Raw genomic sequence first — 25,719 nt, forward strand, 5'->3', positions numbered from 1 at the left:
ACGTGATTAAATGAAACTGACCTTATTGGCACCCTCTTTTTCTGTCATCCAAGTAGAGCGTATTGATCCTTCGATACTGAAGATCGTTCCTCTATTTTTTGCCCATACGTCAGAAGAACTTTCTTTGGTGTTACCAACGGCAAAGGTTCCAGCTGAAACACTAAACAGAGAAGATGGATGGAAAGCGATGAAAATAATTGGTGTGCTGGATTTTAGCTTAATTGGCATTATTGCAAAAATCTCTTCCCTTCTAGCCGAGGAGTCAATCAGTATTTTTGCTGTTTCTACCTTCAATACTGATTATATTTTAATCAAGGAACATCAGGTAGAACAAGCTCGTACTGTTTTAACCGCCAATGATTATTCCTTTGTCAATTGAGAAAAACTTGTTCTTCCTTACGATAAGTTACTCTCGCTCGCTTTATGAAATACAAAAGAACGACTGAACCAAAGAAGTTCAGTCGTTCTTTTGTATTTCACTTGTCGTTTAACAAAGATAAGAGTACTGGGTATCCCAAATAAAAGACTTCCCCAAGCTTTCATTTGCCCCAGTACTCTTCATTGCTCGTTGTTAAGATAATCATAATACAAAAATGATTTTTATTCAATAACTATGCTTTAAAAATAAACAAAATGCTATTTTGTGACAATTTACAGGGGTTTCACTTCATTTCTAGCTAATATTCCCTATATCTGTTTATATTCTAAATGGTTCCATGAAGCATCAGTTGATGAGATGCGATCCCTTCGATAGCGATCCTCCTTCTTTTAAAGTTTTGAATTTGAGGAAATTCAGCCTTGTCAATCTCGCCTTCCCATGCTACCATGGTTATGCAAACGTTAACATTAAAATGCACACGTGAACATTAATTTGAGGAGGATTTTTAATGGCAAAAATTACAGATGTACAAACAGCGTATTATCGGATACCTCTTCCAGAAATCATGGAAGATGCGAAGCATGGCTTACACACCCACTTTGAAGTGCCTATCGTCAAGATCGTTACTGATGATGGACGTGAAGGGGTCGGCTATACGTATACTGGTGGCTTCGGTGGCGAATCGATCGCCAAACTGATCGATAAAGAACTAAAAGCGATCCTTTTAGGGAAAGATCCAGCATGTGTGGAAGCCTTGTGGGATCAGATGAACTGGGGAATCCACTATGTTGCCAGAGGCGGTTTAGCAAGTTTCGCCATTGCGGCTTGTGATATCGCCTTGTGGGACTTACGTGCGAAAAAAGCACAAGAACCCCTCTACAAACTTTTAGGCGGCGCAAGCAACAAAGTAAAATGCTATGGTGGTGCGATTGATCTAAACTTTCCTCTTGAAAAACTCTTAGCCAATAATCAAAAATATTTAGACATGGGATTAAAAGCGGTCAGAGAATTGATTGGTCCCGATGTTGTCTTTATGGTGGATGCCAACATGAGCTGGTCTGTTGAAAAAGCGATCAAAGCCGCCAAACTGATGGCGCCTTATGACATTTTGTTCCTTGAAGAACCAACGATCCCCGAAGATTACGAAGGCTACGCTCGTATCGCTAAAGAAGGGCAAATTGCGGTGGCAGGCGGAGAAAACTTGCGCACCCCTATCGAATTTGCTCATATGATCAAATATGGCAATGTCGATTTTCCGCAACCCGACGCTTCCAATTGCGGTGGGATCACCGGCTGGTTGAAAATTGCTGCCTTAACACAAACAAGTAACTTATCTGTTTCTACACATGGCATGCAAGAATTGCACGTTAGTCTACTAGCAGCGATGCCTAATGCTGGGTATCTCGAAATGCACAGTTTCCCCATCGATCAATACACCACGAGACCGTTAGTGATCGATCCATCCGATGGCTGTGCGATTGCCCCAGAAGAATCAGGGATTGGCGTCACCTTTGACTGGGAGAAACTTGCTCCTCATAAACAACCCTTTTAACTGAAAACCCACGCTGATTTCCTTTAGGATGAGGAAATCAGCGTGGGTTTTTATTACAGAATCAATGGTTTTTCTTCAAATGGAAGCCACCGTTCATCAATCAGGGAACGATACCAAGCGGCTGATTTTTTTAATGACCGAGTCCGTTCTTCATTTAGCTCGATTCGTACGAGACCATAGCGATTTTTGAACGCATTCATAGGTGAAACACAATCGGTAAATGCCCAAAGCATATAGCCTTCGCAGTTGGCGCCTTCCTCGACGGCTTTTAGCAGCCAGTAAAGATGTTCGGTAATAAACTGAATCCGATAATCATCTTGGACTTGACCTGTGGCATCCATATACTGTTCTTCATTTTCCCGCCCCATACCATTTTCAGTGATCAGCCATGGAATATTGCCATAATTTTCTTTAAGATAATTAGCCATATCGTACATGACCTTCGGATAGATTTCCCAGCCACGGGAGTTATTCATTTGTTTTCCTGGCAAATCAAAGGTCTCATAAAACATTTCTGGATGAAATGGTGTATCCGAATGCCATTGATATCGTGGTGCCCGCACGCGTTTCGGGTAGTACTGATTGACACCTAAGAAATCCACCGTATGGGTGCGGATCGTTTCCAAATCTTCTTCTGTCGGATCAAAGTAGATGTCATAGGTTTGGCAAAGTGTGATAAGTTCATCTGGATAATGCCCCTTAACCATTGGATCAAAAAAGATTCGGTTGAAAAAAAGATCGTACATTTTTTGCGCGTTTTGATCCTCTGGTGAGGAAGAGCGTGCGTAAACCATTTCTGGATTTAGCACACAACCGATGCGCCCCTCGTAGCCCTTTTCATGATAGACAGCCACCGCTTGGGCGGACGCCAATACTTTGTGATAGTTCCAAAGCATCCATTTTTTTGTGTTTTGCTCATGGGGCCAGCGGATCGCATCGAGATAGCAACGAGTCTGAATAACGATCGGCTCATTGAAGGTAAACCACTGTTTGACTCGATCACCGTAACGCTCGAAGGCGATTTCGGCATAACGAGTATATAGATCGACCACTTTCCGCGAGCTCCAGCCATCATAGGCATCCATCAAACTAGCTGGCAGTTCATAATGTTCCAAACAAAGCATCGGTTCGACCCCAGCCGCAAGCAATTGGTCGATAAGCTGATCGATATGAGCAGCATAATCTTCATCAACGATCAGCTGTTCATGGTCGGTAAAGAAGCGCGCCCAGTTGATCGATGTTCGGTAATGGGTCAAATGAACCTCCTGCATCAGTTCAACATCCTCTGAAAACTTTTCCATAAAATTCGTCGCAACAGCCGGCCCGTAGCCATTATGCCAGACAAAGCGTTCTTCTTTGTACCAGCGGTCGAGATACGAATCTTGCCCTTCTTTCTTTCCTTGCCAGCCTTCTGTCTGCCAAGCAGACGAAGCAGCCCCTAAAATAAATGTTTCAGGTATTTTTACCATTTTTTTAAAACTCCTTTATGCAACTTCATTGGTCGTACGATTCATTACCAAAACAAAAGGTAGATAGATCAAAATTGCCACGACAATACAGATAACTTGCGTGATCACAGCCCCGATATCCCCAGCAGTAGCTAGATAAGCATTGACGATCGGTGGCATCGGCCATGGGACCATTACCACGGCTTTAGCGGCAAAGCCTAGACTTGTCGCCACGTACCCAATCGTTCCTGTTACTAACGGTGTCAGGATAAAGGGAATCGCCAAAATGGGATTCAGCATAATTGGCATTCCGAAGATCACTGGCTCATTGATATTGAAAATCCCAGGTGCTAATGACAATTTAGTGATTTGGCGCATGTCCTCCCGCTTGCCGACGATCAAAATCGCAATCAGCAACCCAATCGTAACCCCAGAGCCGCCCATACTCATATACATATCCCAAAACGGCATCGTAATAATGTTGGGTACTTCTTTTCCAGCTTCAAAAGCTTCCGTATTGACGGCGATCGCTGCCAGCAACAATGGTTCGCGAAGGGGTTTGACCATCTGGTTCCCATGAATCCCGATGACCCAAAAAACTTGTGCGATAAACATCAACAACAAGATACCTGGCAATCCTTGGACGATCCCTTCCAGTGGTCGTTGGACGACATTGTAGATGATATCGTAAGCATACATCCCTGTGAGTGCTTTGATAGCAAAACCAGCGGTGGCGATGATGGTCACGGTGAAAATCGTTGGAAACAATGCCGAAAAACTTGCCGAAACATTCCCTGGAACACTATCAGGCATCGTGATCTGCAGCCGTTTTTGTCTTCCTAACCACGCATAAAGCTCGATGGAAACGATCGCAACGAACATGCCTAAAAATAGGCCTTTCGTGTCAGTATATTGCTTAGCCAGCACGTTTTCGGCAACCACCGTCGCATCTTCGTGCAAAAATTCAAAGATCATTGGATTAACAGAAAGATAAGACATCACTGCGATGATTCCTGGAAAGACCCCAGAAATCTTATTTAATTTTGCTAGCTCAATCCCAATCAGAAACACTGCATAGATCGTTAAGAAACTCAACGTCACATAACTGACCGCAGATGAGATCGGTTTTAAACTTTCTAAAAAGCGCAGTGCCTCGATTTGTGCCAATCCATTTTCAGCATCAAAAACCATTGCTGAAAACAATGTACCAAACGCCCCTGTAATGATTACTGGAATCAAAGCAGCAAAGGCATTTTTAATGACCATGATGTAGCGTAAATTATTGATCCTATTGGCAAACTTTCCTAAAACGTCAGCGAGTCGATCCATAAATCCTTGCATAAAACTCCCTCCTATACCCCTATTCTTCAATTGTTAGAAAACGATTACATTACAAATGTAATTCATTTCCTGAAGAATGTAAACGCAGGAAAAGCCTTCAAAACAGGGTATGTAAAGCTCCAAGTTTACATACTTTGTTTTATCACTTATTATTATTTTGAGGTGAAGCAAATGGCGAACTACCATGACATCGCTGCCGATTTACGGAGCAAAATCAATCACGGGTTTTACGAAGAAGAGAAAAAATTGCCGAAGCAATCCGAACTGGCTGCGGATTATCAAACGAGCCGCGTGACGATTCAAAAAGCATTGAATATTTTACAAATGGAAGGCATTATTTACGGTAAAAAAGGCACGGGTACGTTTATCAGTGATTCCTATTCAACCTTCGATTACAACGCCAAGATCAATCGCGGGCTGACGAAGCGCCTTGGAGAGACAGGAAAAATCACCAGCAAGATCATTTCTTTTGCCATTCTTTTTCCCGATGAGAAAGAACAAGAAAAACTAAAAATTCGCAGTGACCAGCAAATTTATGATATCGTTCGTCTGCGTCTATTTGACGATGTACCCGTTGTTTTAGAGTATACCATCATGCCGCTTCATGTCATTCCTGGCATTACCGAAGAAGTCTTATCCTCTTCAGTCTATAGCTACATCACGAACCAACTACACTCTTCGATTGGAACATCTGTCCGTCGTATCAAAGCGGATCGTGCAGACACCTATGACCAGCAATACTTAGCTTGTGCTGCCACCGATCCCATTTTAGAAGTTGAGCAAACGGTTTACCTCGGCGATGGGACGCCTTTTGAATTTTCCCAATCACGGCACCGCTATGATATGGGGGATTTTATTGTTGTAAATAATTAATACGCTGCGGATCAAGTGCCTCTAAGTGAGGAGCGATACGCAGCGCATTTTACTTAAAAATATTGCTGATAGACTGTTTGACCAATTTCTCTTAGCCAACTGATCCCTTGACCACTACCGGTTTTATCATAGGAAAATGCCGCAATGATGATCGTCGTTTCATTGGCTTGTAAATACGCTACATCGTGTTCGATGCGGTCAAGACGGCCTGTCTTATTAAAAATGCGGCAAGCGGGCTGCGCAGTTTCCGCAAAATTTCCCGCTAATCCTTCTTGAAATTGCTGCTGATTTAAGGGTGAAAACCCTAGTGCAGCTTCTTCTCGTTTAACACACCTTAGTAGTAGTTTAGCAGCCGCCGAGGGGGTCAAGCGGTTCTCTTTGTCTTTGATCGGTCGCATCATATACCGTTCAAATTGAATCTCTGGCTCCTGAATCCAGGCCTGAAGCGTGGGCAACCCTACTAAGTCCAATAGTACATTGGTCGCAGTATTATCAGATACGGCGATCATCGCCGTGAGAAGCTCACTGATGGTCCAACCTTTCTTCTGAGGAAAAAGACGGATCACCCCAGCACCCTCTGTCAGATCAACGGCGTTCACAGCGATCAGCTGTTGCGGATCGATTTTTTCTTCGATAATCTGTTCAAGATAATAGGCATACAAAACAAGCTTACTGATACTCGCTGCCGAAAACGACTTTTGACTCTGATAGTCAATGAGACATTCCGTTGGCGTACCGATCCATAAACCCATTTCCAAGGTTGTCTGATAGTTTTCTAGAATAGGCTTAATTGCTACACGCAAGTCATCTTTTCCCATCAAATGCCCCTTTCCTTACGATCATGAAAAGAATGTTCATGAGCATTCCTGTGATGCATTCGGCTGGTTTTGCCAATAACGCGCCACAACTGCGAGTTCTGGTTCATAATTAGAGCCAGTGATTTTGGTTTTCATGACCCGTGACCCAGGTGTTCTTGAATGAATCATTTCGTCATCCCCCAAATATAGACCGACATGATGGACTTCGCCTTTTCCTTCTTCATAAGCAAACAACAGCAGATCCCCTGGTTGTGCCTGACTGTAAGGTACGATGTTTGCTTGTTGTGCTTGCTCGATCGTATCTCGGGGGATTAAAATACCATGAAGTCGATGCAGCGAATACATGAATCCAGAACAATCAAAGCCACTGCCGCTAATGCCTGCCCAGACATAGGGCTGGTTTATAAATTGTTCTGCCAAGGCTATTATTTTTTCTGGGAGCTTTGCCCATGTGTCCGATAGGACGTGAGCAAAAGCTTTAGCGATCGTTGCTGGTCCATTAGGCGTAGCCACTTGATAGGAATCTGCGGTTTCCCCAACAAGTGGTAAAACTGTTCCAAAAGAAACAAGTCGTGTGGTCGAGTCAAAAACAAGCACGGCTTCTTTTGCAATCACCCCAATCCTTCTTTTAGCTGTTGCATAATCTGGTGGCAATGGCTTCAATACCTCGTTCGGCAGATAACCGGGATACCCGAGTGGGTGTTTATTGCTTTTTTGATCCAAGACGATCACCTGTGACCAACCATCCGTTTGGGTGATGACTTCTACTATCGTCCCATATAATACTTCGGAGTCCACTAAGCTTTCCTGATAAAGCCGCATCGTATCTTCATCAGTCAAAAAAGTGTGCAGCGCTTCTAAAGGAAATGCTTTGATTTTTGATAGTACTTTGTTTTCTTTGGGTTCCTTCCATAAGAAGGAAGAGCCAGCCTGAACAATTTGTTTCATCTTTGCTCCTCTCATAACTATTTATTCGTTGATTCCTAGACCGATGCGTTCGGTGACCCTCAAGCTACCTGGACGCTGAAGAATCCCTTGCATTTCAGGCGAAGTCATTTGGGTCTCCCACATAAAAGGAACGTCCAGATCATAAAATTGGACGTCGGCCATCCCCAAGGCAAAATGGGCGGCTGCCGCCATCCCCCCATACCCTTCAATCATCGAACCGACCATCACTGGCATTTGATGCTCTTTTGCCAAGTGATAAATTTTTTTTCCCTCTTTGATCCCGCCGCTTTTCATCAATTTAATGTTCAAATAATTGCAGCAGTTTTCAGCAATCAAACGCTTGGCATCCTCATAGGAAAAAAGACTTTCATCGGCCATGATTGGAATCGTCGTACGAGCAGTCACATAGCTGAGTCCAGCAAAATCATGGGCTTTTACTGGCTGTTCAACAAACTCGATCGGAATGTCTTGCCATTGGTCTAAAATCTGCACCGCTTCTTCTTTGGTCCAGCCTTGATTCGCATCAATTCGAAAGGGAATCTTTCCTGCCAAGCGTTCATTGATGCGGCGAATTTTCGCAACTTCCTCTTCGATCGTTCCTGCCCCTAGTTTGATTTTCAAGGAGCGAAATCCCGCCTGGACTTTCGCTTGGGCATCATGCAGCATCTGCTCCTGTGAGCCAACACTGATCGTATAGTCGGTTGTCAGTGTATTGGCAGAACCACCTAAATAGCGGTAAAGAGGCAAGTTGGCCGCTTTTGCCAGTGCATCATGCAACGCGATGTCAATCGCCGCTTTAGGGCTCGTATGATGCTGGATCAGCGCATGAAGCTCATCCATTACTAGCAATTGGGCATCTACCTTTCTGCCTAACAGGAACGGGGCAAAGACCGTTTCGATATCTTTTAAAATACTTTCTTTTGTATCACCGGTGATCACTTCGGTAGGTGCTGCTTCTCCGATGCCAACGATCCCATTATCAAAAAAAAGCAGCACTCGAATCACTTCGACGGCGTGCACTTCTCTGAGCGCCGTTTTAAAGGGTGCATTCAGCTGGATCGGAATTCGTTTGGTTTCAACTGCTGTGATTTTCATTGGTGTTCCTCCCAAAAAGAAAAGCAGTTCTTATCTAGCTAAAATGAATACGTCATTGTTCGCTGCTAGAAAAAGAACTGCTTTATTCCTTGTTATCAAGTTGCTAAACATTCTAGTAACGTTTTTCTCGTCTGCTACCCTCTTTAACGAAGTCAGACAATGAATAGACGAAAGGTGCTTTTTTCTCCTTATTCTTCGACAAAGACATTTTTATAATCATAGGCCGCGCCAACACTATGAACGATGAGGCCTTTGATTTTTGGCGACCGTAGATGTGCTTCAGCACTTTGGAAGAGTGGAATAACGCCTAAGTCGTCGTTTAAGATTTTTTCTGCTGCTACCATATTTTCCCAACGGGCTTCTGGATCGTTAGCATTTTCATTGGAGGCTTGTTCGATCAATTGATTGTAGTCATCATTTAGCCATTTTCCACGATTATAGGAACTGTCTTTTTTGAACAATTCCAAAAAGTTGATTGGGTCTGCATAATCCCCGATCCAGTTGTTCATGACCATCTCAAAATCGCCGCTATTTGAACGATCCAAGCGCACAGAAAATGGAACGTTTGTGACTTCGACAGTCAGCCCATCCAGTGTTTGCTGCAAGGTGCCTTGAATGTATTCTGCCATTTTTTTCGATTGATCGGTATCTGATGTCAACAGTTCAAAAGACAATGTATCGATACCCAGTTCAGCTTTTGCCTTTTCCCAATATTCTTGGGCTTTTTCTTCGTCAAAGGCTAACGTGGTTGCCGCATCCTCGACAAAATCAGCCTTTGTCTCTGGATTAAACGCTAGGTCAGAAGGAACAAAACCGACAGCCGGTAAGGAGCCGTTGCCTAAAATATTGTCAACGATTTGTTGTCGATTCATACTATACGAAATGGCCTGGCGCAGATTTGCATTTCGAAAAGGCGAATCTTCTGGTGCTTGATTCATTTCTAAATACTGAGTGGTTGCACTAGGCTGAACAATGTAATCAGGATGATTCACATTCTGCATCGCCAATTCACCGCTTAAAATAATGTCATCGGCTTGTCCGCTTTCGTACAAGTTATAAGCGGTCGATGAGTCTTTCACGACATCAAAATTAATTGTTTCAAGTTTGACCGAATCAGCATCCCAATAATCGGGATTTTTCGCCAATGTCCATTGGATGTCGGTGCCTGGTCCAGCATAATTGGTCAATAGGAATGGTCCATTGTACGCCGCGTTTTCACTGGTTAAGGCATATTGGTCACCGAACTCTTCCACGACACGCTCGTTTTGCGGGAAGAAAGTTGGAAAAGCCAGTAAAGATAAAAAGTAAGGCGTCGGTTTTTCTAACGTGATTTTCAATTGATAATCATTGACTGCTTCGATCCCTAACTCGCTTTTATCTAGCGTACCATCTGAAATAGCGGCAGCGTTTTTAACGGGTGCCAGCATATAAGCATAATTGGAAGCAGTGGCTGGATCAACGGTTCGCTGCCAGCTAAAAACATAATCAGCTGCAGTAACTGGATCGCCATTGGACCATTTTGCCTCTTCCCGCAGTGAAATGATGTAAGAAAGCCCATCTTCACTAACTTCAGCTTCTTCGCTTGCGCCAGCAATCACAGGAACATTGTTTTCATCTAAGCGATAAAGACCTTCATAGGCGTTGTTTAACGTGATAAAGCTGTAAGAGTCGGTTGCTAAAGAAATATCTGCACTGCCCATCTCTGCCGAAAATTGCACATTGATCACTTGCTCTGCAGAAGAAGCTGCTGATGAATCCGTCTCGTTATCTTGATTGCCATTTTGACAAGCTGCTAAAAATAAGCTGCCTAGTAACACAAGCGATACTGCATATTTGCTACGTTTCCCCATTTCTACTCATCCCTTTCTAACATTCAGATAATTCAAAAAATTCTGTTTGTTGTACCGAGTTTACCGCATGTTTATGCAGCCTGTCAATTTAACACGACCAAAAAATGTAAGAGGTTACATAGTTGTGTCAGAAACGCTCTTCTGAATGTAAAAAGTAGAAAAGAGCGACTTTATGCTGAATATCGTTGAAAGGAGTCGTGCCAAGAAAGCATACAAAAAAGTCCTGATCTTCTAGAGATCAGAACTTATAATACTTTCTTATACATCATTTCGCAGGTAAAATGGATAAAAAAACTTTCTTAATTTTCCTTCCCTTTCATACAAAAAAAGAAGACACAAATTCCGTCTTCATAGCGCTTTCTCAGAACCTTCCCACTTTTTTGCCTTTCAACTCAAGGAATAAAAGAAATCTCCTCAGAAAGTAAAAAAAACGTATCTATTTTAAAATGGGAGTGGTACACTAAACAAACGAAGAGTACTGCACGTGAGAAAAGAAAGACTTCCCCAAGTATCCATTTTCTCCAATACTCTTCGGACTCTTCAGTACGTATATTAATTATACGTACTTTTTTCATTTGTTCAAGGCTTTTGAATGATTTGATCAAAAATCTATAATCGATAAAAACGTTCAAATTTCTCATGCTAATTGACAATGATTCTCAATTAGCGCTATACTAAATGAAATCACTCACAGTCAAAGGAGGAATTTCATGTATATCCGTACCGTCGCCTTTGAAGTCATTCCAGAAGGCAAAGACATCTTTCTTGCTAAAATAAAAAAAGATACCGCCTCAATGAAAACATTCGCTGGCTGTCAGTCTGCTGAAGCTTGGTTTTCAGAATCAAAAGACCGCCTCGTTTTCCAGCTGGTGTCAAAATGGACTGAGAAAAAAGCATTTCAAGCTTGGTTAAAACGCCCCGAACATCTGCAAAAGCACCGAGAGGCGTATCGAGCTGAAAAGGAAGGAACTGCAAAACCGAGCCTTGTTTTGTCCAAAACAGGTCAAGAATTTGTCTTGATCGATGAAGAGCTTACTCCTAGTTAAACTATACGAGCGATCCACCAAAGCTGATTCCGTTCGCCTTGGTGGATCGCTTTCTTGTTCAGTATCTCTCTTTTCTATTCCACCGTTCGCTCGTTCAGGGTTCTTCCTTGCTGATCTTTTAATTGAAGCCAGCCATTGGTCCCCCCATAGTAAAGAAACATGCCGACCTCATTGACACTTTTTAATACGACGTCTTCAATCGTTCGTCCCTCTTTGATCGCTGATTGATTCTCTTGCCGTATCTTTTCTGCTAATCGAGCTGAAAAGCCCACCGAGCCGTCTTTGTTCAAAGGAACCTCTTGACGCAAGGTAGCGCCTTTTTCAATTCGAACCTCGTTGCGTTTCTGCCAATAAACCGTTGCTGTACTTCCTTGATAATCCACCATAAAGGGTTCATCTTGTAATTCTTTTGACCATTTATGACGAGGCTTGCCCCCTTTTTTTACCTCTTTCGCTTCCTTTTTGCTGGTGGATACATAACCCAGAAAATCGATCAAGCAATCAAACGGTTCCGCACAAGCAGCGACCCCTTGTTGCAGTTCCTGTGGAATCACGATAGGTGTGTTGGAAGCACTGGTCAGTTGATATTTCTCTTGATAATAGGCTGCTAAGTATGGCGCCATGATCTCCCAAGGTGGTGTAAGGATCATTAAGCGATCATATTCTTGCTTGTCATCAAATGTTTTCTCATCTGCGACTGATAGTAATTGGCCTTCTTTTATGGCTAAGAGGACGGTATTTTCTTTTGTTTCAATAAGTTTTCCTTTAACAATTTGCAGTTGCCCTGCTTCCTTCGGCAATTCAAAAAGCATCTGTTTGTCATCAATGATCGTTTTTTCTAATTCCATTTCGCTCCCTGCTTTCTGCTAGTTTCTCGCCCATTATAGCATGTATTTTTCTACGCAGCGGTGTCCAAGAATCAAAAAAAGAGGCTGCTTCCAAGAAACAGCCCCTTTGTTAAGGGAATTGGTTTACGTACATGGCTTCGTTTGATTGGGATTAACCCTTAGCTAGAAAAGCATTCAACCAATGCTGGTTGATAGATCTCGTTGTATTTTGCCACAACTCGTCCACAACGTTCTTCAAGCTCGTCATGATCGGTCTCTTCATAACGGATCACATGCAAAACGGCACAACGTTCCATTTTTCTGACCACTTCTCCGATAACGCGGCTTTCTAAGCCGACTGGTTGACATTCATATGCTTTACCTAATACAATTGTTTCTGCTTCCATAATTCTCTCCTTAAAAACTCATTTTTCTAATTGTATTATCATCTTATCATCTAATTTTAATTAAATAAAGCAATATGCATATCTATTTAAAACAAAAACAAAAAAAGTGCCCATTATTCAATGAACACTTCCCTTTTAAACGTTATATTGTTTTTTGCTAATTATTAAGAAATGACGATTTATTTACGACTCGCTACTAGGATCGCCGCAAATTCTTCAAGATATTTCTGATCGATCTCATCATAGCTGTTCGTTTTGCCACTATCGATATCCAACACACCAATCAATTGATCATCAGCTATCATAGGAACAACGATTTCAGACATAGCTGCCGAGTCACAAGAGATATAGTTCTCATGTTCTTTGACATTCGGGACAATCAATGTCGTTTGTTTTGCCGCTGACTCTCCACAAACTCCTTTGCCCATAGTGATTCTGGTGCAAGATACTCTTCCTTGGAACGGGCCTAAGATCAGTTCGCCTTCTTCAAACAAATAGTAGCCGGCAAACACCGTATCTTCCAATGTTTCATTTAATAAAGCAGAAGAGTTTGCTAGATTAGCGATCCAATTACTCTCTGTTTCTAGTAATCCTTTTAATTGCAGAAGCATCAATTCATACGCTTCGATTTTTTTATTCATTTTCTCACCTCTGTCCTTGATTATAAGCAAAGACAGAGGATTTGTCTTGTCTAAATTACTGAGTATGGGAAACAATAATGTGAAAAAAGAACTGTTGCCTAAAATAGCCTATCCATCCACTCGTACCAATAGTCAACGCTACTCATGGCATTTCCTTCTCAGTCGTCTTTGAAAACTTACTAGGCATCAATCACAGTAAAGCGGGTATTTTCATGTTGTACTGTTTCGATCTCATCGATAATTGCCTTAGCTAACGTACCGCTAGATGTCACCGATTGCTTTTGTTCGTTGAATAGTAAGTGATCTTTCCCTAAAATCGCTGGTTTAGCTAGTCCTTCTTGAAAGACATTCCCAGGAGAAATCCCCACCCAAGGGACATTTTTGACTGTTTCTAAAAAGAGATATTCGTCTAGCTGATTTTCTGGAATCGCAATCCAACTTTCGCTTCCTGGTGCTTTTTTCAACTCAGAGAGATTACGTTCCCCCGCTTCATTGAATAAACTGCCGGCTCCTAAGATGAAGAACAAGCGAGTGTTTTTTTCTCGAAACAGGTGCACTAATTTTGCTGCCAGATCCACATGCAAGTAGGCTTTGTCAGGACTTGTCGCAAACGCGTCGACCAGCACATCAAAGTCACTGAGCTCTTCTTCTGTGAGAGAAAAAGCATCCTTTGTAAGTGTTTTGACCGTCTCACCAAGTTGTTCTTTGGCCTTCGCTTCATTTCTCACGATAGCAGTCACTTCGTGTCCTCTCTGTACTGCTTCTTGATAAATTGCTGAACCTGCATTCCCTGTTGCGCCAATAATACCGATTTTCATAATGATCATCCTTCCTACTTTTGTTTTTTTCAAAATCAGTTGTTACTAATTATGTTACAACTAGAGCATAAAAGAAACTTTCTTCCCTGTCAAGAATTTGCCTAGCAGGTGAAAGTTCTTTTTTTACAGCCTATTATGTGACACTTTTAATGATTGGCTTCTACTTGAATGCCGTCAATGATGGATTGTAGCGAGATAGCGCTCATTTCCTGCTCAATTTTCTTTTGCAGCACATCGTAAGTTTCCTCTAATACCGTTTGGATATTCCCCCCAATCAAGCAATTGGGATTGGTCTTTTTGTCCGCATGTAAAAGATGCTGATCTTTTTCAACACTCGCATAGATGTCCAACAAAGAAATCTCATTTGGTTCCTTCGTTAGTTTAGGGTTTGGTTTTCCTCTTTGGCTTTCGATCAATCCGGCAATACGCAGATCACTCATAATCCGGCGAACATAAGCAGGATTCGTTTCAACACTCTGGGCGATCCGATCACTTGATAGATCAGTTCCTTTAAAGAGGTGGATGTAAGCGAGGATGTGAATGGCGTCGCTGTATTTCGTTGAATATTTCACTTCGTCTCCACTCCTTTTTCTTGTATCATACCTCTTTTTTCAGATTTAGACAAAGGGTACTGACCAATCTTACAAAACTCGAGGATCCCATCAAGAAAAAGCAGCCCTCAAAAAGTTAGCACAAAAGCCTAACTTCTTGAGGGAACTGCATACTGAACCATTTTTTTCCTTTTTATTTAAACGAGCACTTTGCTAATAGCCCTTCATCCAAGCAGACTCAATCTGATTGCCGTCAGGATCAACGATTTCATAGCTGACCATCATGTCCTCTGGAATCCCCATATCAACTTGGAACGACTGTCCACCATTTTCTTCAGCGATTTTTGCAAAATTCTTTGCTTCTTCTGGTGTGTCAAAACTAAACGCGATCAATGCGCCACTCGTCTTCTTTGTATCTGCAATACTTCTACCATTTAGAAATTGTTGGTAAAACGCATGTTCTAACAGCATTAACCAAATCGATTCACTCCAAACCATTCCACTGCTGGTCTCGTTTGAGAACTCTTCATTTTTTACAAACCCCAGCGCTTCATAAAAGGATGTTGCACGTTTGATATCAGTGACAGGCAAGTTAATAAACACCATTTTGTTCGCCATTTTCTTGCTTCCTTTCTTTGGTAAGCTGCACTGCTGAATCCGTTCTCATTATAGCACCTATCGGTTCATTCACAAAAACATCAGTCTTTGTCCTCTGCTGCTAGTCTGAAAAACCTGATCCAAAATTTTTTTCAAGTAAAAAAGACCTTGCACGCATAGGCCTTTTAGCTTTTCTCATCTATGAAAAAGTAACTTGATAAGCATTAGCAAAGAATCATGTTTTCGCTAATACAATCAGCCCAAACTACTTTATTTAATACTCAAAGCTCAAGTCTTGAGTCGATCACGGTTACTTTCCCACGATAAATTTTTCGATACTCTTTGGGCGTATAAGAAGTTGCTTTTTTAAATTTCTTACTAAAATAATTTGGATCATTGAATCCTACTCTAACAGAAATTTCACTGATTGATCGATCACTTGTTGAGAGTTCTTTTTTGGCAACTTCAATACGATAAATCATCAAGTATAATGAAAAGGTCATTCCTAATGTATTCTTGATCAAACGGCTGGTGTGATACCGACTTAAATGCAGATGATCTGCTAAAGTGTCTAACGTAATATGTTCTCTATAATTTTCATGAATATAGCGCAATATCTTATGTCTTAAAGAAAGCGAAGGAGAAGCTTCATTGTTTTTCTCGACGTGCAGCAAGGAAATCTGATTGATGGATTGAATCCCTCGGTCCAATGCATAAACAAAATCATTGGTGATCGGTTCGACCAAATAATCGATCAAGTCGTAACGCAACGCTTTTTGAGCGATAGCAAAGCTTTCTACTACAGAATACAAAATTGCTTTTGCATTCGGGTAAAAAGAAAGCAATTCTTTGTATAATTCAAAACAGTCTTCTTCGCCATCCGCATTGATCACTGCAATGTCAACCATCTGCTCAAGACAGGTACGCTGAAGTGCTTTTTTCGAATCAACCATTGGAAGCAAGATGACATTTGGGAAATGACGATCAATCAAACGAATCATCTCGCTAACTGCTCTTCGCTCTTCGCTGTCAATGATCAATAAATTACACACGAAATTTTCTCCTTCGCTAAAAATTCATAGTTGATTTCTCTATTTTCGTTTATTTTTCTTGAAAATCAATGACCATCCGTCCTTTGATTTTTCCAGAAAGCATTTCATCAAAAATATCGTTAATCTCTTCTAACTGACGCATGACAACTTTAGGAACAACTTTTCCTTCCGCTGCAAATTGGAAAGCTTCTGCTAAATCAGTTCGTGTTCCAACAAGGGAACCGACAATCTTAATCCCATCCAATACAAGTCGAGGTATGTTCAAGTCCATGCTTTCTGGTGGGAGACCGACCGCTACAATCGTACCGCCCGCACGAACAGCATCAACAGCAGAATTGAAGGCTGCTTTTGAAACAGCTGTTACTACGGCTGCATGCGCGCCTCCGGTTGCTTCTTGAATGATTTTTGCCGCATCTTCTTTCGCAGGATTGATTACAAGATCAGCGCCATGATCTTTTGCGAAGTCCAACTGTTTGTCGTTGATATCGATTCCAATCACTTTTGCATTAAAGACATTTTTAGCATATTGTAAGGCTAGGTTTCCTAGTCCCCCTAAACCATAGATGGCGATCCATTGACCTGGTTTAATGTCAGAAACTTTTACCGCTTTATATGTGGTTACACCTGCACAAGTAATGCTGCTGGCTTCAGCAGAACCTAAGTCCTCTGGAACTTTCACTGCATAGTCAGCTACAACGATACATTCTTCAGCCATACCACCATCTACAGAATAGCCGGCATTTCTAACCGAACGGCATAATGATTCATTCCCGTTCACACAGTATTCGCATGATCCACAGCTTTCATACAACCAAGCGACACTTGCACGGTCACCGATCGCTAGAGAAGTAACATCATCACCGATTGCAACCACTTTACCGATTCCCTCGTGTCCGAGTACGATCCCAGATGCATCTCCAAAGTCGCCATCTTTTACATGCAAGTCAGTATGGCAGACACCGCAACACTCCATTTTCAATAATGCTTCATTCGGACGAAGCGCTCTTAATTCTTTTTCCTCGATTTTTACAACCTTATCTTTAGATACTACAGCTGCTTTCACAAAGACACCTCTTTCAATTCGATTAAATAAAGAACTTTCTTTTATTTGTGAAGTAATTAACTAACGCATAGAGGTCAGCAATAGCTAGATAAAAGAAAGTTCTCTATCGAGAAGATTACCATAGAAATCATCAAAAAAAGGGGAATTTATTGCTTTTTTTCTGTAATCATTTATTAGAAAACAATAATGAAATCATTCAAAATTTTTTCTTTATTTCCAGATTACATAAAATTAAAAATTAAAAAGATAGAGATAATTCATCTATATAAATAACAATCGTTTCAATAAAAAACACCAAGACGATCTGATAGAAGACTGTAGGATGATTTGTACTCACTGTTCTTCTATTCTTCTATTTTTATCCCTTCGATGACTTGCGATTTATTTTCTTTCAGGCGCTGAATGTCATATTGGTATTTAGCAAGATGTCCCTCGTCAATGTTTTTCTGAAAATTTCCATTCCCTTCTTCTCCTTTTCTACTCATAAAAGCAACTAGTGCACAAAGGCGGTCGATCAAACAATCGACAATCTGTACTCTGTCATTATTGGACAGCCGATAAGTATCCACAAAAAGTTTCAATCGATGGCATTGTGTTTCACTCAGACGACTGTTCCCATCAAAATACAAGGGTACCCAGCGGTACGCAGCATAAGAAACATCCCATAACCTGCTTCCTGGCCTTACTGTGTCAAAATCAAAAAGCCCAAAAGGCTCCCCAACTACGATCGGCACATAATACGGAAAAACATAGTAATCAATCAGCAACTACCTAATCACTCAAAATGAACTTCTATAGCCTAAATGTGTAGTGAACGTTTAATTAAAATCTCCGTTTATTGCCTCTTTGCCTTTTTTATAAAAAACTGCTGATCAGTAACATTTGTTGAGAGGGAAATAAACTTGAATCTGAAGAAAGTATTCTGTCTTCGCAAAACTTTAGACGATCATTTCATGGTATCCTCTGCTAGATAAGCTAAAATCATTTATGAAAAAAGTTACTCTGACGTACATGTAATTTTTGTTGCGCCAAATGAAGCATTGAGGGAAGTTGGATAGAAGTTTCAGAAACGGCAGGCGGTTTGAATGACAAACCGTCTCCAGGCGTCATTTGCGCATGCTCCACTTGAAACATCGTAAGAAACGGCTAACGAATAGAAATAATTATTTTTGTTAGCACTACGTTTGCTCTTGAAGGAAAACCTGAATGGAATTTTTTAGAGAACGTCATTTCTTGATGTGTCTTTTTCTTGACCTAAAGTTAACTTCAACATTTATACTAACAATACTAACTTAAGAAAGAAGGATTTATATGAAAGCAGCAATTTTTGAAAAAGCAGGATTAGTTAAAGTGGAAGAAGTAAAAAAGCCAACTTTGCAAGCAGCCGATGATGTTATTATTAAAGTTGTCCGAGCATGTGTTTGCGGTTCTGATCTTTGGTCGTATGCCCATGGCGATAGTAAAGAACCTCATTCAGTTAATGATGGTCATGAGGCATTAGGCATCGTTGAAGAAATCGGTCCAGACATTACGACTGTGAAACCTGGAGATTTTGTCATCGTCCCCTTCACCCATGGTTGTGGTGAATGTGATGCTTGCCGTGCCGGCTTTGATGGCACATGCGACCGTCATCAAGGTACAACGAATTGGTCTAACGGTTTCCAATCTGAGTATATCAACTTCCATTACGGCAACTGGGCCCTTGTAAAAGTTCCAGGTCAGCCAGCTGATTATACGGAAGGTATGATCAAGTCTCTTTTAACTTTGGCAGATGTTATGCCCACAGGATATCATGCGGCACGTTGTGCACATGTAGAAAAAGGGGATAAAGTCGTCGTGATTGGCGATGGTGCCGTAGGACAATGTGCTGTCATCGCGGCAAAAATGCGTGGGGCTTCCCAAATTATTTTAATGAGCCGTCATAAAGATCGACAAGAAATGGCTCTTCAATCAGGTGCTACAGCTGTTGTGGCTGAGCGTGGTGAAGAGGGAATCGCGAAGGTACGCGAGATCCTTGGCGGAGGCGCGGATGCTGCTCTTGAATGTGTTGGTACAGAAGCTGCCATTACACAAGCCCTTGGTGTATTGCATAATGGTGGTCGTGTAGGTTATGTCGGCGTCCCTCACTATGACAATCGACCAATCGGTTCCACTTTTGCTCAAAACATTTCCATTGCAGGAGGATCTGCATCGGTCACAACATATGATAAGGAAATCCTGTTAAAAGCGGTGCTTGATGGTACTATCAATCCAGGCCGCGTTTTCACCCAAACCTATGATTTAGATGATATCAACCAAGCCTATGCCGATATGCAGGAACGAAAAACGATCAAATCTATGGTTGTTGTTTCAAGGGATGAATAGACAAAGCTAATTAAAAAAAGCTCGTCCTAACAATGGACAGCCTCTCGATAGACAAAGTACTATAACCAGTACTTTGTCTTTTTATCCATGAAGAAAGAAAACACTGTAACAGCCTACCCTTTTTCCACAATTAATCAATTCTAGAACTTTAAAATGATAGAACATAACGCCGAACAAAAGAAAAAAGCCCTTGAAATCAAGGGCTTTTGCTTCATCTGATAATAAATGATTAACGACGAATTTCTTTGATACGAGCTGCTTTTCCGTGTAATGCACGCAAGTAGTACAATTTTGCACGACGTACTTTACCGTAACGAACAACTTCGATTTGTGCAACACGTGGTGTGTGCAATGGGAAGGTACGTTCAACACCTACACCGTTTGATACTTTACGAACTGTATAAGTTTCGCTGATACCAGCACCGCGGCGTTTGATGACAACACCTTCAAATAACTGAATACGTTCGCGAGTTCCTTCGACAACTTTCGCGTGAACGCGAACAGTGTCCCCAGGACGGAAAGCTGGGATGTCAGTACGTAATTGTTCTTGAGTTAGTTCTTGAATCAATGGATTCATGTTTATCATTCTCCTTATTCCCAAACATTCTTAAAGCATGAAAGCTCCAGCGGAACATCGTAATAGTTGAGTTTACACTCACTGAAATATCTTACCACAGTCGACCATAGGCTGTAAAGAGAATTTTCTTGTCATGGCGCAGAATATCAAAAAAACTGGCACTATTTTAGTTGCCAGTCTTCGCTTCGTCTTCAATTTCTTTTAAAAGCTTCTGCATTTCAGCGGTCAGCGGATAAGTTTCCAGCATATCTGGACGTCGCTGATACGTTCGGCGCAATGATTCTTTTAATTGCCACTGCTCGATCAATTTATGATTGCCATTCATCAAAACTTCCGGCACTTTCATGCCTTTGAACTCTGCCGGGCGTGTATATTGCGGATGCTCTAATAAACCAGTGGAATGAGAATCAGTTTGTGCGGAGGTTTGATTGCCCAAAACTTCTGGTAATAGCCTGACCGTCGCATCGATCATGACCATTGCCCCCAATTCGCCGCCAGTCAAGACGTAATCGCCCAGTGACACTTCATCAGTGACCAATGAACGGATTCGTTCATCATAGCCTTCATAGTGACCGCAAATAAAAACAAGGTGCTCTTCGGTAGAGAATTCTTCCGCCATCTTTTGATCAAAGGGTTTTCCCGCTGGGTCTAATAGGATCACACGCTTTTTCGTTTCTGGTGTTGCTTCTTCGATCGCTTTGATATTGTCATAGACAGGTTGGACTTTTAATAACATTCCTGCTCCGCCACCATAAGGATAGTCATCCACTGTTTGATGCTTGTTGTCAGAATAATCACGGAAATTAGAGACATTGATTTCTAACAATCCCTTTTCCCGTGCTTTACCGATGATCGATTCTCCAAGAGGCCCTTCAAACATTCGTGGAAATAGTGTCAGCACATCAATTCTCATCGTCTAACAACCCTTCTGGGATCTCAACGATGACCTGACCATTTTCAAGATCGATGGTATGAACAACAGATTCGATATAAGGAATCAAGGCATCCTTCTTCCCTTTTCGCTGTACCACCCAAACATCATTGGCGCCTGGTGAAAGGATCTCTTTGACTTTACCAATGACTGTGCCATCTTCTTCGACGACTTCCAGACCAATAATTTCATGGTAGTAAAACTCATTTTCTGCTAGATCCACCAAATCATCCTTGGTAACTTTTAAAATGCCGTTACGAAACGGTTCAACGTCGTTGATGTTGGGATAGCCCTCAAACGTTAACAAATCAAAATTTTTATGTTTGCGATGACCTGAAACAATCAATGGTAATGGCTCTTTATTTTCACGAAAAAGTGTCAATTCAGCCCCTTTACGGTAGCGTTCTTCTGGAAAATCCGTTTGTGATATCACTCGTACTTCTCCACGGATCCCATGTGTATTGACGATTTTCCCTACGTTTAAATATTCTGTCACGTTCGTTCCCCATTTCTTCTAACTTCTGTTCTATTTTAGCATAGCAAAGTAGCGAATTCTAGCCGTTTCCAAGCGCCCCCTGTTTTCCTCAAAATCATCGCGCGAAAAACGCCCCTTCGACGCTTGATCAAAGGGGCATTGTCCTAATCTGAAACTTATTGATCCATTGAAACGGCCATTTCCAATGCTGAACGTGCATCTTGATGTTGCACCGTTCGAAGGGTCTTTTCTTGTTGCCAGACCACGGTAGTTGCTGTATGGTCATTTTTTCCCATATCGATGGTGATTTGACCGACCTCAGGCGCTGGGAGCATAGCTTCTTCCAGATACGCCACCACTTCTTTGGCAACCGGCACAGGATCTTGTTCTTCTTGGTTGACTGCTCGAACAGTCAATGACCAATTTCCTTCTTGCCAGCTCAAATAACTGGAGCCAGCAGCTCCTTGCATATGCCCAGTTATCCCATATCCGAGATCGACGGCTTGTCCGCCATCATCCGCTGTTACATTGACCGCTGCGGCCGCTTCATCAGCAGATTGATACTCTTTTGATTGAAAAGCAGCAATCGGTGTTTCCTCGTTCAATGCCTTGTCATCGAGAGACAATTGCTGATCAAGTCCATAATAAAGAATCGAGGCATCGGATTGACTGCCAGCTGTGGCCGCATTCAACACTTTACCCGAAGCAAGCGGAACGTCCTTTGGCAAGACAAGATCAGGGAATACCGCTTGTATTTGGCTATAGATGTCTGTGGTGCTACTCGTATTTGAAGAATCCTCAGAAACCGCCTGACTAGTCGATGCAGTTGATTGACTGGTTTCTGATTGACTACTTTTTTGTGTTTGGGTACTTTCCACCATAGTCGTTGCTGTTGTTTCAGCTGTACTGGCTTGACTGGTTTCTTGGTCTTTTTGATTAGTACAGCCAGCCAAGGTTCCGATCGTTAGCAGCGTAACAAATAATCCTAGTTCTTTTTTCATGATGTTCCCCTCCTTATACAAAGGATACCCCTCAATAAAAAAAATGACAAACAAGTCAGATTGTCTGTCATTTTTTTGTTGATTTTTTAAAGATTTGTCACCCAATTTTGCAGCGATTGAAAGCCATCCTTGATCCATTGCCAAACTTGATTAGCGATCGTCGATAGGTCACCCCAACGAAAGTTTTGTGTCCATTGGTTCAGTTGGGTCATGATTTCCTCACGATAGACCCAAATCAAAAAAAGTAGTAGCAAGATCCCTAGCGTTCGCCAAAGAAAAGAACCGATTTTATAAATAAAGACGAGAATCAAAAGAACAACGATCCATGCGATTAGTTGAGACATACAAGCACCTCCTCATTTTTGATTATCTCAAAACCACCTTTTTTTGTCCTCCATCTTAAGCATGAATTTTACAAAAAAAGCATTCCTCAAAGAGAAATGCTTTTCATTCTTGCTTATTTACCATCAATGATATTCAAACGAACTTTCTTTGGTCCATTTGTCCGTACACTGTAAACGATCGTTCGAATTGCTTTGGCAACCCGCCCCTGTTTACCGATGATACGACCAATATCTTCTGGTGCCACAGTAAGATTATATTCCAAGAAATCATCTGACTCTACCAGCTCAAGCTTGATATCCTCAGGTTTGGTAACAAGTGGTGAAACGATCGTTAAGACTAATTCTTGCAAATCTTTCATCCAAAGTCACCTTATTTCTTAGTGAATTTTGCTTCGTGGTGTTTTTTCATAACGCCTTCTTTAGAAAGGATGTTACGAACTGTATCTGAAGGTTGCGCACCTTTAGATAACCAATCAAGAACTAGATCTTCTTTGATTGTTACTTCAGCTGGGTCTAGTAAAGGATTGTAAGTACCAACTGTTTCGATGAAACGTCCGTCACGAGGAGAACGTGAATCTGCTACGACGATACGGTAAAAAGGTTTCTTTTTAGAACCCATGCGTTTTAAACGAATTTTTACTGCCATTATTTACACCTCCATTGATTTAATCACAAGAGCTAGTTTAACAGGTTTTTCTGATGGTGTAAAGAGTTTTTTCTTTACAGCTGAAAAAAGTTTTTCTTTCCTGTTTTTTCGGCATGGTTATCTTTTGCCAGAATGAATCTGGACGCGTATCATGAATACTAGAGAAACCTTTTTAAGAACAAATCGTTTTATTTGCACCATTCACTTACTTTTGGTAAGCTAAATGAGTAGAAAACAACAAGGAGGAATTTTACATGACAAAAAAAATTGGTTTTATCGTCGGCAGCTTACGGGAAGGTTCATTTAATAAACTCGTAGCGAAAAAATTCGCATCACTATTACCAGAAGGTTTTGAAGCATCTTTCATCGAGATCGGCAACTTGCCTTTTTACAATGAAGATTTGGAAGTTGAAGGAAAAGTTCCTGCTGAATGGACAGCATTTCGTGAAGCATTAAGCGCCGTTGATGGGGTCTTCTTCTTTACACCAGAATACAACCGCTCTGTTCCTGCAGCCTTGAAAAATGCTTTAGACGTTGGTTCTCGTCCTTACGGTGCGAGCAGTTGGGGTGGCAAACCAGCCTTAGTCGTCAGCGTTTCTCCAGGAGCGATCGCTGGATTTGGTGCGAACCATCACTTGCGTCAATCATTAGTCTTTTTGGATATGCCTACTCTGCAACAACCAGAAGCCTACATTGGCGGTATCACAAACTTGATCGATGAAAACAATGAAATCAACCCAGATACAGTAAGCTTCTTCGAAACAATCATTGCAAAATATATTGAATTCTTTCAACGATTCAACTAATCCATGAATCTGTATCAAAAGACCAAGGAACTCAGCGTTGAGTTTCTTGGTCTTTTTTGCGTAGAAAAATAGTTTGTATTTTTTACTTGCTTACTTGCTCAGCTTTTCGAACATAATGAAGTTCTGTCAGTTCCCCCATCTGTTTTGTTTCAACAAACGTCAAGCGCCTCGCATAATCCCCTGCTTCAAACAATCGTTTGCCGTCTCCTAAAAGCACCGGCGCAATTTGAATAAACCATTCATCAATCAGATCCGCTTCTAGTAAGGGTTTTAATAGGGAACCCCCACCCACTACCCATACGTTTTTCTCTTGTTTCAATGCTGAAACAAATGCAACTGGATCCGATGCCACTAGGATTGCATCCGGCAGCGGTTCTTTTCGGGTATGGGAAAAAACATAATTTGTCGTTTCAGGATACAACGGTCCCTCATCCATCAGTTTTTTCGCTTCTTGATAGGTTTTTCTTCCCATCACGGTCGTGTCAATAGTCGCAAAAAATGCTTCATAGGACGTGGCGACACCGGTATCGGTTTGAAATAGCCAATCCAGTTGATCCTCCAGACCTGCTAAATAGCCATCGAGGCTGATCGCACCATAGAATATCACTTTTCCCATTATCCTCGCTCCTTTATTCTACGTTTGCTGCTGATGTTCGACAAACACAAGTGACTAAATGATCGTTGACCATGCCCACAGCTTCCATAAAAGCGTAAACAATTGTCGTTCCGACAAATTTAAACCCTCGCTTTTTCAAATCTTTCGCTAGCTGATCAGAGATTTCCGAATGGGTCGGTACATCGGATTGCTGCTGAAATTCATTAATGATTGGCTGATGATCGACATATCGCCACAAGAATGCGGAGAAACTGCCGTATTCTTGCTGGATTTTTAAAACTTCTTGGGCATTGATGATCGCCGCTTCAATCTTTCGCCGATTGCGGATGATGCCTGGATTCATCATCAGTTCTTCCACTTTTTCTTCCGTATAGTTCGCTACTTTGGTGATTTCAAACTGATCATACGCCGCATCAAAATTCGCCATTTTATTTAAAATCGTTTGCCAGCTCAACCCTGCTTGATTCATATCTAACACCAATTTTCGAAACAACTGCTGATCCTCGTATTCAGGTTTCCCCCAGATTGTATCATGATACTCCTGCATTGCTGGTGTACTGTTGGCCCACTCACATCGTTCCATTGTCCTCATCAGCTCCTTTTTGTTTATTTTATCATAAAAGACTTTACTTCCACTAGTGTACTACGTATAC

At 41.6% G+C, this 25,719-nt stretch carries 30 protein-coding genes; 6 read left to right on the plus strand and 24 right to left on the minus strand.

Features of this window, described 5'->3' with window-relative positions; all coding sequences use genetic code 11:
• Nucleotides 1–10: 10 nt before the first annotated feature.
• Both IGK14_RS11725 and IGK14_RS11730 read left to right on the plus strand, forming a co-directional pair.
• Nucleotides 11–379 carry an ACT domain-containing protein gene (locus IGK14_RS11725; RefSeq protein ID WP_010749708.1) on the plus strand — a complete coding sequence of 123 codons (369 nt, stop codon included), beginning with the start codon at nucleotides 11–13 and terminating at the stop codon, nucleotides 377–379.
• A 508-nt stretch (nucleotides 380–887) separates the two neighbouring features.
• Nucleotides 888–1,931, plus strand: coding sequence for a mandelate racemase/muconate lactonizing enzyme family protein (locus tag IGK14_RS11730; protein ID WP_010749709.1), 1,044 nt, complete (start codon nucleotides 888–890; stop codon nucleotides 1,929–1,931).
• A gap of 53 nt (nucleotides 1,932–1,984) precedes the next feature.
• On the opposite strand, the gene IGK14_RS11735 is transcribed toward IGK14_RS11730, so the two are convergent.
• On the minus strand, nucleotides 1,985–3,400 hold the full coding sequence (locus tag IGK14_RS11735) for a glycoside hydrolase family 1 protein (RefSeq protein WP_010749710.1): 1,416 nt from the start codon (nucleotides 3,398–3,400) through the stop codon (nucleotides 1,985–1,987).
• Between the two features lie 15 nt (nucleotides 3,401–3,415).
• Nucleotides 3,416–4,720, minus strand: coding sequence for a PTS sugar transporter subunit IIC (locus IGK14_RS11740; protein WP_010749711.1), 1,305 nt, complete (start codon nucleotides 4,718–4,720; stop codon nucleotides 3,416–3,418).
• Nucleotides 4,721–4,891: 171 nt separating this feature from the next.
• On the opposite strand from IGK14_RS11740, the gene IGK14_RS11745 reads away from it, so the two are divergent.
• Nucleotides 4,892–5,593, plus strand: a complete 702-nt coding sequence (locus IGK14_RS11745; RefSeq protein ID WP_010749712.1) for a GntR family transcriptional regulator — start codon at nucleotides 4,892–4,894, stop codon at nucleotides 5,591–5,593.
• Nucleotides 5,594–5,646: 53 nt separating this feature from the next.
• Here the strand turns inward: IGK14_RS11745 and IGK14_RS11750 are convergent, their stop codons facing one another.
• The 4 genes from IGK14_RS11750 to IGK14_RS11765 form a co-directional block, all read right to left on the minus strand.
• Complete coding sequence (locus tag IGK14_RS11750; protein WP_010749713.1) at nucleotides 5,647–6,411, minus strand: serine hydrolase; 765 nt, start codon at nucleotides 6,409–6,411, stop codon at nucleotides 5,647–5,649.
• Between the two features lie 36 nt (nucleotides 6,412–6,447).
• On the minus strand, nucleotides 6,448–7,359 hold the full coding sequence (locus IGK14_RS11755; RefSeq protein ID WP_010749714.1) for a C40 family peptidase: 912 nt from the start codon (nucleotides 7,357–7,359) through the stop codon (nucleotides 6,448–6,450).
• Between the two features lie 21 nt (nucleotides 7,360–7,380).
• Entirely contained in the window at nucleotides 7,381–8,454 is a 1,074-nt protein-coding gene (locus IGK14_RS11760; protein ID WP_010749715.1) for a dipeptide epimerase, read from the minus strand.
• Nucleotides 8,455–8,642: 188 nt separating this feature from the next.
• A complete protein-coding gene (locus IGK14_RS11765; protein WP_438712281.1) occupies nucleotides 8,643–10,304 on the minus strand; it encodes a peptide ABC transporter substrate-binding protein in 1,662 nt (553 codons plus the stop codon).
• A gap of 710 nt (nucleotides 10,305–11,014) precedes the next feature.
• Between IGK14_RS11765 and IGK14_RS11770 the strand changes: the two genes are divergently transcribed.
• Nucleotides 11,015–11,350 carry an antibiotic biosynthesis monooxygenase family protein gene (locus IGK14_RS11770; RefSeq protein ID WP_010749717.1) on the plus strand — a complete coding sequence of 112 codons (336 nt, stop codon included), beginning with the start codon at nucleotides 11,015–11,017 and terminating at the stop codon, nucleotides 11,348–11,350.
• A gap of 74 nt (nucleotides 11,351–11,424) precedes the next feature.
• On the opposite strand, the gene IGK14_RS11775 is transcribed toward IGK14_RS11770, so the two are convergent.
• From IGK14_RS11775 to IGK14_RS11815, 9 genes are all read right to left on the minus strand, one after another.
• The gene (locus IGK14_RS11775) at nucleotides 11,425–12,198 is read right to left on the minus strand and encodes a hypothetical protein (RefSeq protein WP_010749718.1); all 774 of its coding nucleotides are present in this window, start codon (nucleotides 12,196–12,198) and stop codon (nucleotides 11,425–11,427) included.
• A gap of 158 nt (nucleotides 12,199–12,356) precedes the next feature.
• Nucleotides 12,357–12,584, minus strand: coding sequence for a hypothetical protein (locus IGK14_RS11780; RefSeq protein ID WP_010749719.1), 228 nt, complete (start codon nucleotides 12,582–12,584; stop codon nucleotides 12,357–12,359).
• A gap of 179 nt (nucleotides 12,585–12,763) precedes the next feature.
• A complete protein-coding gene (locus tag IGK14_RS11785; protein ID WP_010749720.1) occupies nucleotides 12,764–13,225 on the minus strand; it encodes a GAF domain-containing protein in 462 nt (153 codons plus the stop codon).
• Between the two features lie 179 nt (nucleotides 13,226–13,404).
• Nucleotides 13,405–14,052, minus strand: a complete 648-nt coding sequence (locus IGK14_RS11790; RefSeq protein WP_080646998.1) for an NAD(P)H-binding protein — start codon at nucleotides 14,050–14,052, stop codon at nucleotides 13,405–13,407.
• A 137-nt stretch (nucleotides 14,053–14,189) separates the two neighbouring features.
• Complete coding sequence (locus tag IGK14_RS11795) at nucleotides 14,190–14,615, minus strand: Rrf2 family transcriptional regulator (RefSeq protein ID WP_010749722.1); 426 nt, start codon at nucleotides 14,613–14,615, stop codon at nucleotides 14,190–14,192.
• Nucleotides 14,616–14,807: 192 nt separating this feature from the next.
• The gene (locus tag IGK14_RS11800) at nucleotides 14,808–15,212 is read right to left on the minus strand and encodes a VOC family protein (protein WP_010749723.1); all 405 of its coding nucleotides are present in this window, start codon (nucleotides 15,210–15,212) and stop codon (nucleotides 14,808–14,810) included.
• A gap of 260 nt (nucleotides 15,213–15,472) precedes the next feature.
• Nucleotides 15,473–16,192 carry a response regulator transcription factor gene (locus IGK14_RS11805; protein WP_174273013.1) on the minus strand — a complete coding sequence of 240 codons (720 nt, stop codon included), beginning with the start codon at nucleotides 16,190–16,192 and terminating at the stop codon, nucleotides 15,473–15,475.
• A 100-nt stretch (nucleotides 16,193–16,292) separates the two neighbouring features.
• Nucleotides 16,293–17,306 carry an alcohol dehydrogenase AdhP gene (gene adhP, locus IGK14_RS11810; RefSeq protein ID WP_005229064.1) on the minus strand — a complete coding sequence of 338 codons (1,014 nt, stop codon included), beginning with the start codon at nucleotides 17,304–17,306 and terminating at the stop codon, nucleotides 16,293–16,295.
• Between the two features lie 344 nt (nucleotides 17,307–17,650).
• Nucleotides 17,651–18,073, minus strand: coding sequence for a hypothetical protein (locus IGK14_RS11815; RefSeq protein ID WP_262420487.1), 423 nt, complete (start codon nucleotides 18,071–18,073; stop codon nucleotides 17,651–17,653).
• A gap of 544 nt (nucleotides 18,074–18,617) precedes the next feature.
• Here IGK14_RS11815 and IGK14_RS11820 point away from each other — a divergent pair.
• Complete coding sequence (locus IGK14_RS11820; protein WP_010749726.1) at nucleotides 18,618–19,670, plus strand: zinc-binding dehydrogenase; 1,053 nt, start codon at nucleotides 18,618–18,620, stop codon at nucleotides 19,668–19,670.
• Between the two features lie 229 nt (nucleotides 19,671–19,899).
• Here IGK14_RS11820 and rplS read toward each other — a convergent pair whose 3' ends face one another.
• From rplS to rpsP, 7 genes are all read right to left on the minus strand, one after another.
• Nucleotides 19,900–20,247 carry a 50S ribosomal protein L19 gene (rplS, locus tag IGK14_RS11825; RefSeq protein ID WP_002357176.1) on the minus strand — a complete coding sequence of 116 codons (348 nt, stop codon included), beginning with the start codon at nucleotides 20,245–20,247 and terminating at the stop codon, nucleotides 19,900–19,902.
• A 166-nt stretch (nucleotides 20,248–20,413) separates the two neighbouring features.
• The gene (gene trmD / locus IGK14_RS11830; RefSeq protein WP_010749727.1) at nucleotides 20,414–21,160 is read right to left on the minus strand and encodes a tRNA (guanosine(37)-N1)-methyltransferase TrmD; all 747 of its coding nucleotides are present in this window, start codon (nucleotides 21,158–21,160) and stop codon (nucleotides 20,414–20,416) included.
• Nucleotides 21,150–21,674, minus strand: a complete 525-nt coding sequence (gene rimM, locus IGK14_RS11835; protein WP_010749728.1) for a ribosome maturation factor RimM — start codon at nucleotides 21,672–21,674, stop codon at nucleotides 21,150–21,152. The genes trmD and rimM overlap by 11 nt, the downstream gene beginning before the upstream one ends.
• A 155-nt stretch (nucleotides 21,675–21,829) precedes the next feature.
• Nucleotides 21,830–22,654, minus strand: a complete 825-nt coding sequence (locus tag IGK14_RS11840) for a hypothetical protein (RefSeq protein WP_010749729.1) — start codon at nucleotides 22,652–22,654, stop codon at nucleotides 21,830–21,832.
• Between the two features lie 86 nt (nucleotides 22,655–22,740).
• Nucleotides 22,741–22,998 (minus strand): hypothetical protein, encoded by a 258-nt coding sequence (locus IGK14_RS11845; RefSeq protein WP_005228919.1) that lies wholly within the window; start codon nucleotides 22,996–22,998, stop codon nucleotides 22,741–22,743.
• 113 nt (nucleotides 22,999–23,111) lie between these two features.
• Nucleotides 23,112–23,357 carry a KH domain-containing protein gene (locus IGK14_RS11850; RefSeq protein WP_005228918.1) on the minus strand — a complete coding sequence of 82 codons (246 nt, stop codon included), beginning with the start codon at nucleotides 23,355–23,357 and terminating at the stop codon, nucleotides 23,112–23,114.
• An 11-nt stretch (nucleotides 23,358–23,368) separates the two neighbouring features.
• Nucleotides 23,369–23,644, minus strand: coding sequence for a 30S ribosomal protein S16 (rpsP, locus tag IGK14_RS11855; protein ID WP_005228917.1), 276 nt, complete (start codon nucleotides 23,642–23,644; stop codon nucleotides 23,369–23,371).
• A 254-nt stretch (nucleotides 23,645–23,898) separates the two neighbouring features.
• Between rpsP and IGK14_RS11860 the strand changes: the two genes are divergently transcribed.
• Nucleotides 23,899–24,450 carry an NADPH-dependent FMN reductase gene (locus IGK14_RS11860; protein WP_010749730.1) on the plus strand — a complete coding sequence of 184 codons (552 nt, stop codon included), beginning with the start codon at nucleotides 23,899–23,901 and terminating at the stop codon, nucleotides 24,448–24,450.
• A gap of 82 nt (nucleotides 24,451–24,532) precedes the next feature.
• Here IGK14_RS11860 and IGK14_RS11865 read toward each other — a convergent pair whose 3' ends face one another.
• Entirely contained in the window at nucleotides 24,533–25,066 is a 534-nt protein-coding gene (locus IGK14_RS11865; protein WP_010749731.1) for a dihydrofolate reductase family protein, read from the minus strand.
• A gap of 13 nt (nucleotides 25,067–25,079) precedes the next feature.
• Nucleotides 25,080–25,649 carry a DNA-3-methyladenine glycosylase I gene (locus tag IGK14_RS11870; protein WP_010749732.1) on the minus strand — a complete coding sequence of 190 codons (570 nt, stop codon included), beginning with the start codon at nucleotides 25,647–25,649 and terminating at the stop codon, nucleotides 25,080–25,082.
• Nucleotides 25,650–25,719 lie beyond the last annotated feature (70 nt).

The organism is Enterococcus sp. DIV0970a (genome assembly GCF_051711265.1).
GTDB classification, from domain to species: domain Bacteria; phylum Bacillota; class Bacilli; order Lactobacillales; family Enterococcaceae; genus Enterococcus_D; species Enterococcus_D casseliflavus.

Coding starts and splice junctions, on each gene's coding strand:
- IGK14_RS11750 (WP_010749713.1), bottom strand. CDS start 6,411: ATGGGAAAAGATGACTTGCGTGTAGCAATTAAGCCTATTCTAGAAAAC.
- IGK14_RS11870 (WP_010749732.1), bottom strand. CDS start 25,649: ATGGAACGATGTGAGTGGGCCAACAGTACACCAGCAATGCAGGAGTAT.
- IGK14_RS11860 (WP_010749730.1), top strand. CDS start 23,899: ATGACAAAAAAAATTGGTTTTATCGTCGGCAGCTTACGGGAAGGTTCA.
- IGK14_RS11780 (WP_010749719.1), bottom strand. CDS start 12,584: ATGGAAGCAGAAACAATTGTATTAGGTAAAGCATATGAATGTCAACCA.
- IGK14_RS11820 (WP_010749726.1), top strand. CDS start 18,618: ATGAAAGCAGCAATTTTTGAAAAAGCAGGATTAGTTAAAGTGGAAGAA.
- IGK14_RS11760 (WP_010749715.1), bottom strand. CDS start 8,454: ATGAAAATCACAGCAGTTGAAACCAAACGAATTCCGATCCAGCTGAAT.
- IGK14_RS11845 (WP_005228919.1), bottom strand. CDS start 22,998: ATGTCTCAACTAATCGCATGGATCGTTGTTCTTTTGATTCTCGTCTTT.
- rplS (WP_002357176.1), bottom strand. CDS start 20,247: ATGAATCCATTGATTCAAGAACTAACTCAAGAACAATTACGTACTGAC.
- IGK14_RS11805 (WP_174273013.1), bottom strand. CDS start 16,192: ATGATTCGTTTGATTGATCGTCATTTCCCAAATGTCATCTTGCTTCCA.
- IGK14_RS11735 (WP_010749710.1), bottom strand. CDS start 3,400: ATGGTAAAAATACCTGAAACATTTATTTTAGGGGCTGCTTCGTCTGCT.
- IGK14_RS11790 (WP_080646998.1), bottom strand. CDS start 14,052: ATGATCATTATGAAAATCGGTATTATTGGCGCAACAGGGAATGCAGGT.
- IGK14_RS11785 (WP_010749720.1), bottom strand. CDS start 13,225: ATGAATAAAAAAATCGAAGCGTATGAATTGATGCTTCTGCAATTAAAA.
- IGK14_RS11850 (WP_005228918.1), bottom strand. CDS start 23,357: ATGAAAGATTTGCAAGAATTAGTCTTAACGATCGTTTCACCACTTGTT.
- IGK14_RS11740 (WP_010749711.1), bottom strand. CDS start 4,720: ATGCAAGGATTTATGGATCGACTCGCTGACGTTTTAGGAAAGTTTGCC.
- IGK14_RS11840 (WP_010749729.1), bottom strand. CDS start 22,654: ATGAAAAAAGAACTAGGATTATTTGTTACGCTGCTAACGATCGGAACC.
- IGK14_RS11730 (WP_010749709.1), top strand. CDS start 888: ATGGCAAAAATTACAGATGTACAAACAGCGTATTATCGGATACCTCTT.
- IGK14_RS11765 (WP_438712281.1), bottom strand. CDS start 10,304: ATGGGGAAACGTAGCAAATATGCAGTATCGCTTGTGTTACTAGGCAGC.
- IGK14_RS11745 (WP_010749712.1), top strand. CDS start 4,892: ATGGCGAACTACCATGACATCGCTGCCGATTTACGGAGCAAAATCAAT.
- IGK14_RS11800 (WP_010749723.1), bottom strand. CDS start 15,212: ATGGCGAACAAAATGGTGTTTATTAACTTGCCTGTCACTGATATCAAA.
- IGK14_RS11865 (WP_010749731.1), bottom strand. CDS start 25,066: ATGGGAAAAGTGATATTCTATGGTGCGATCAGCCTCGATGGCTATTTA.
- trmD (WP_010749727.1), bottom strand. CDS start 21,160: ATGAGAATTGATGTGCTGACACTATTTCCACGAATGTTTGAAGGGCCT.
- IGK14_RS11725 (WP_010749708.1), top strand. CDS start 11: ATGAAACTGACCTTATTGGCACCCTCTTTTTCTGTCATCCAAGTAGAG.
- IGK14_RS11755 (WP_010749714.1), bottom strand. CDS start 7,359: ATGAAACAAATTGTTCAGGCTGGCTCTTCCTTCTTATGGAAGGAACCC.
- rpsP (WP_005228917.1), bottom strand. CDS start 23,644: ATGGCAGTAAAAATTCGTTTAAAACGCATGGGTTCTAAAAAGAAACCT.
- IGK14_RS11775 (WP_010749718.1), bottom strand. CDS start 12,198: ATGGAATTAGAAAAAACGATCATTGATGACAAACAGATGCTTTTTGAA.
- IGK14_RS11770 (WP_010749717.1), top strand. CDS start 11,015: ATGTATATCCGTACCGTCGCCTTTGAAGTCATTCCAGAAGGCAAAGAC.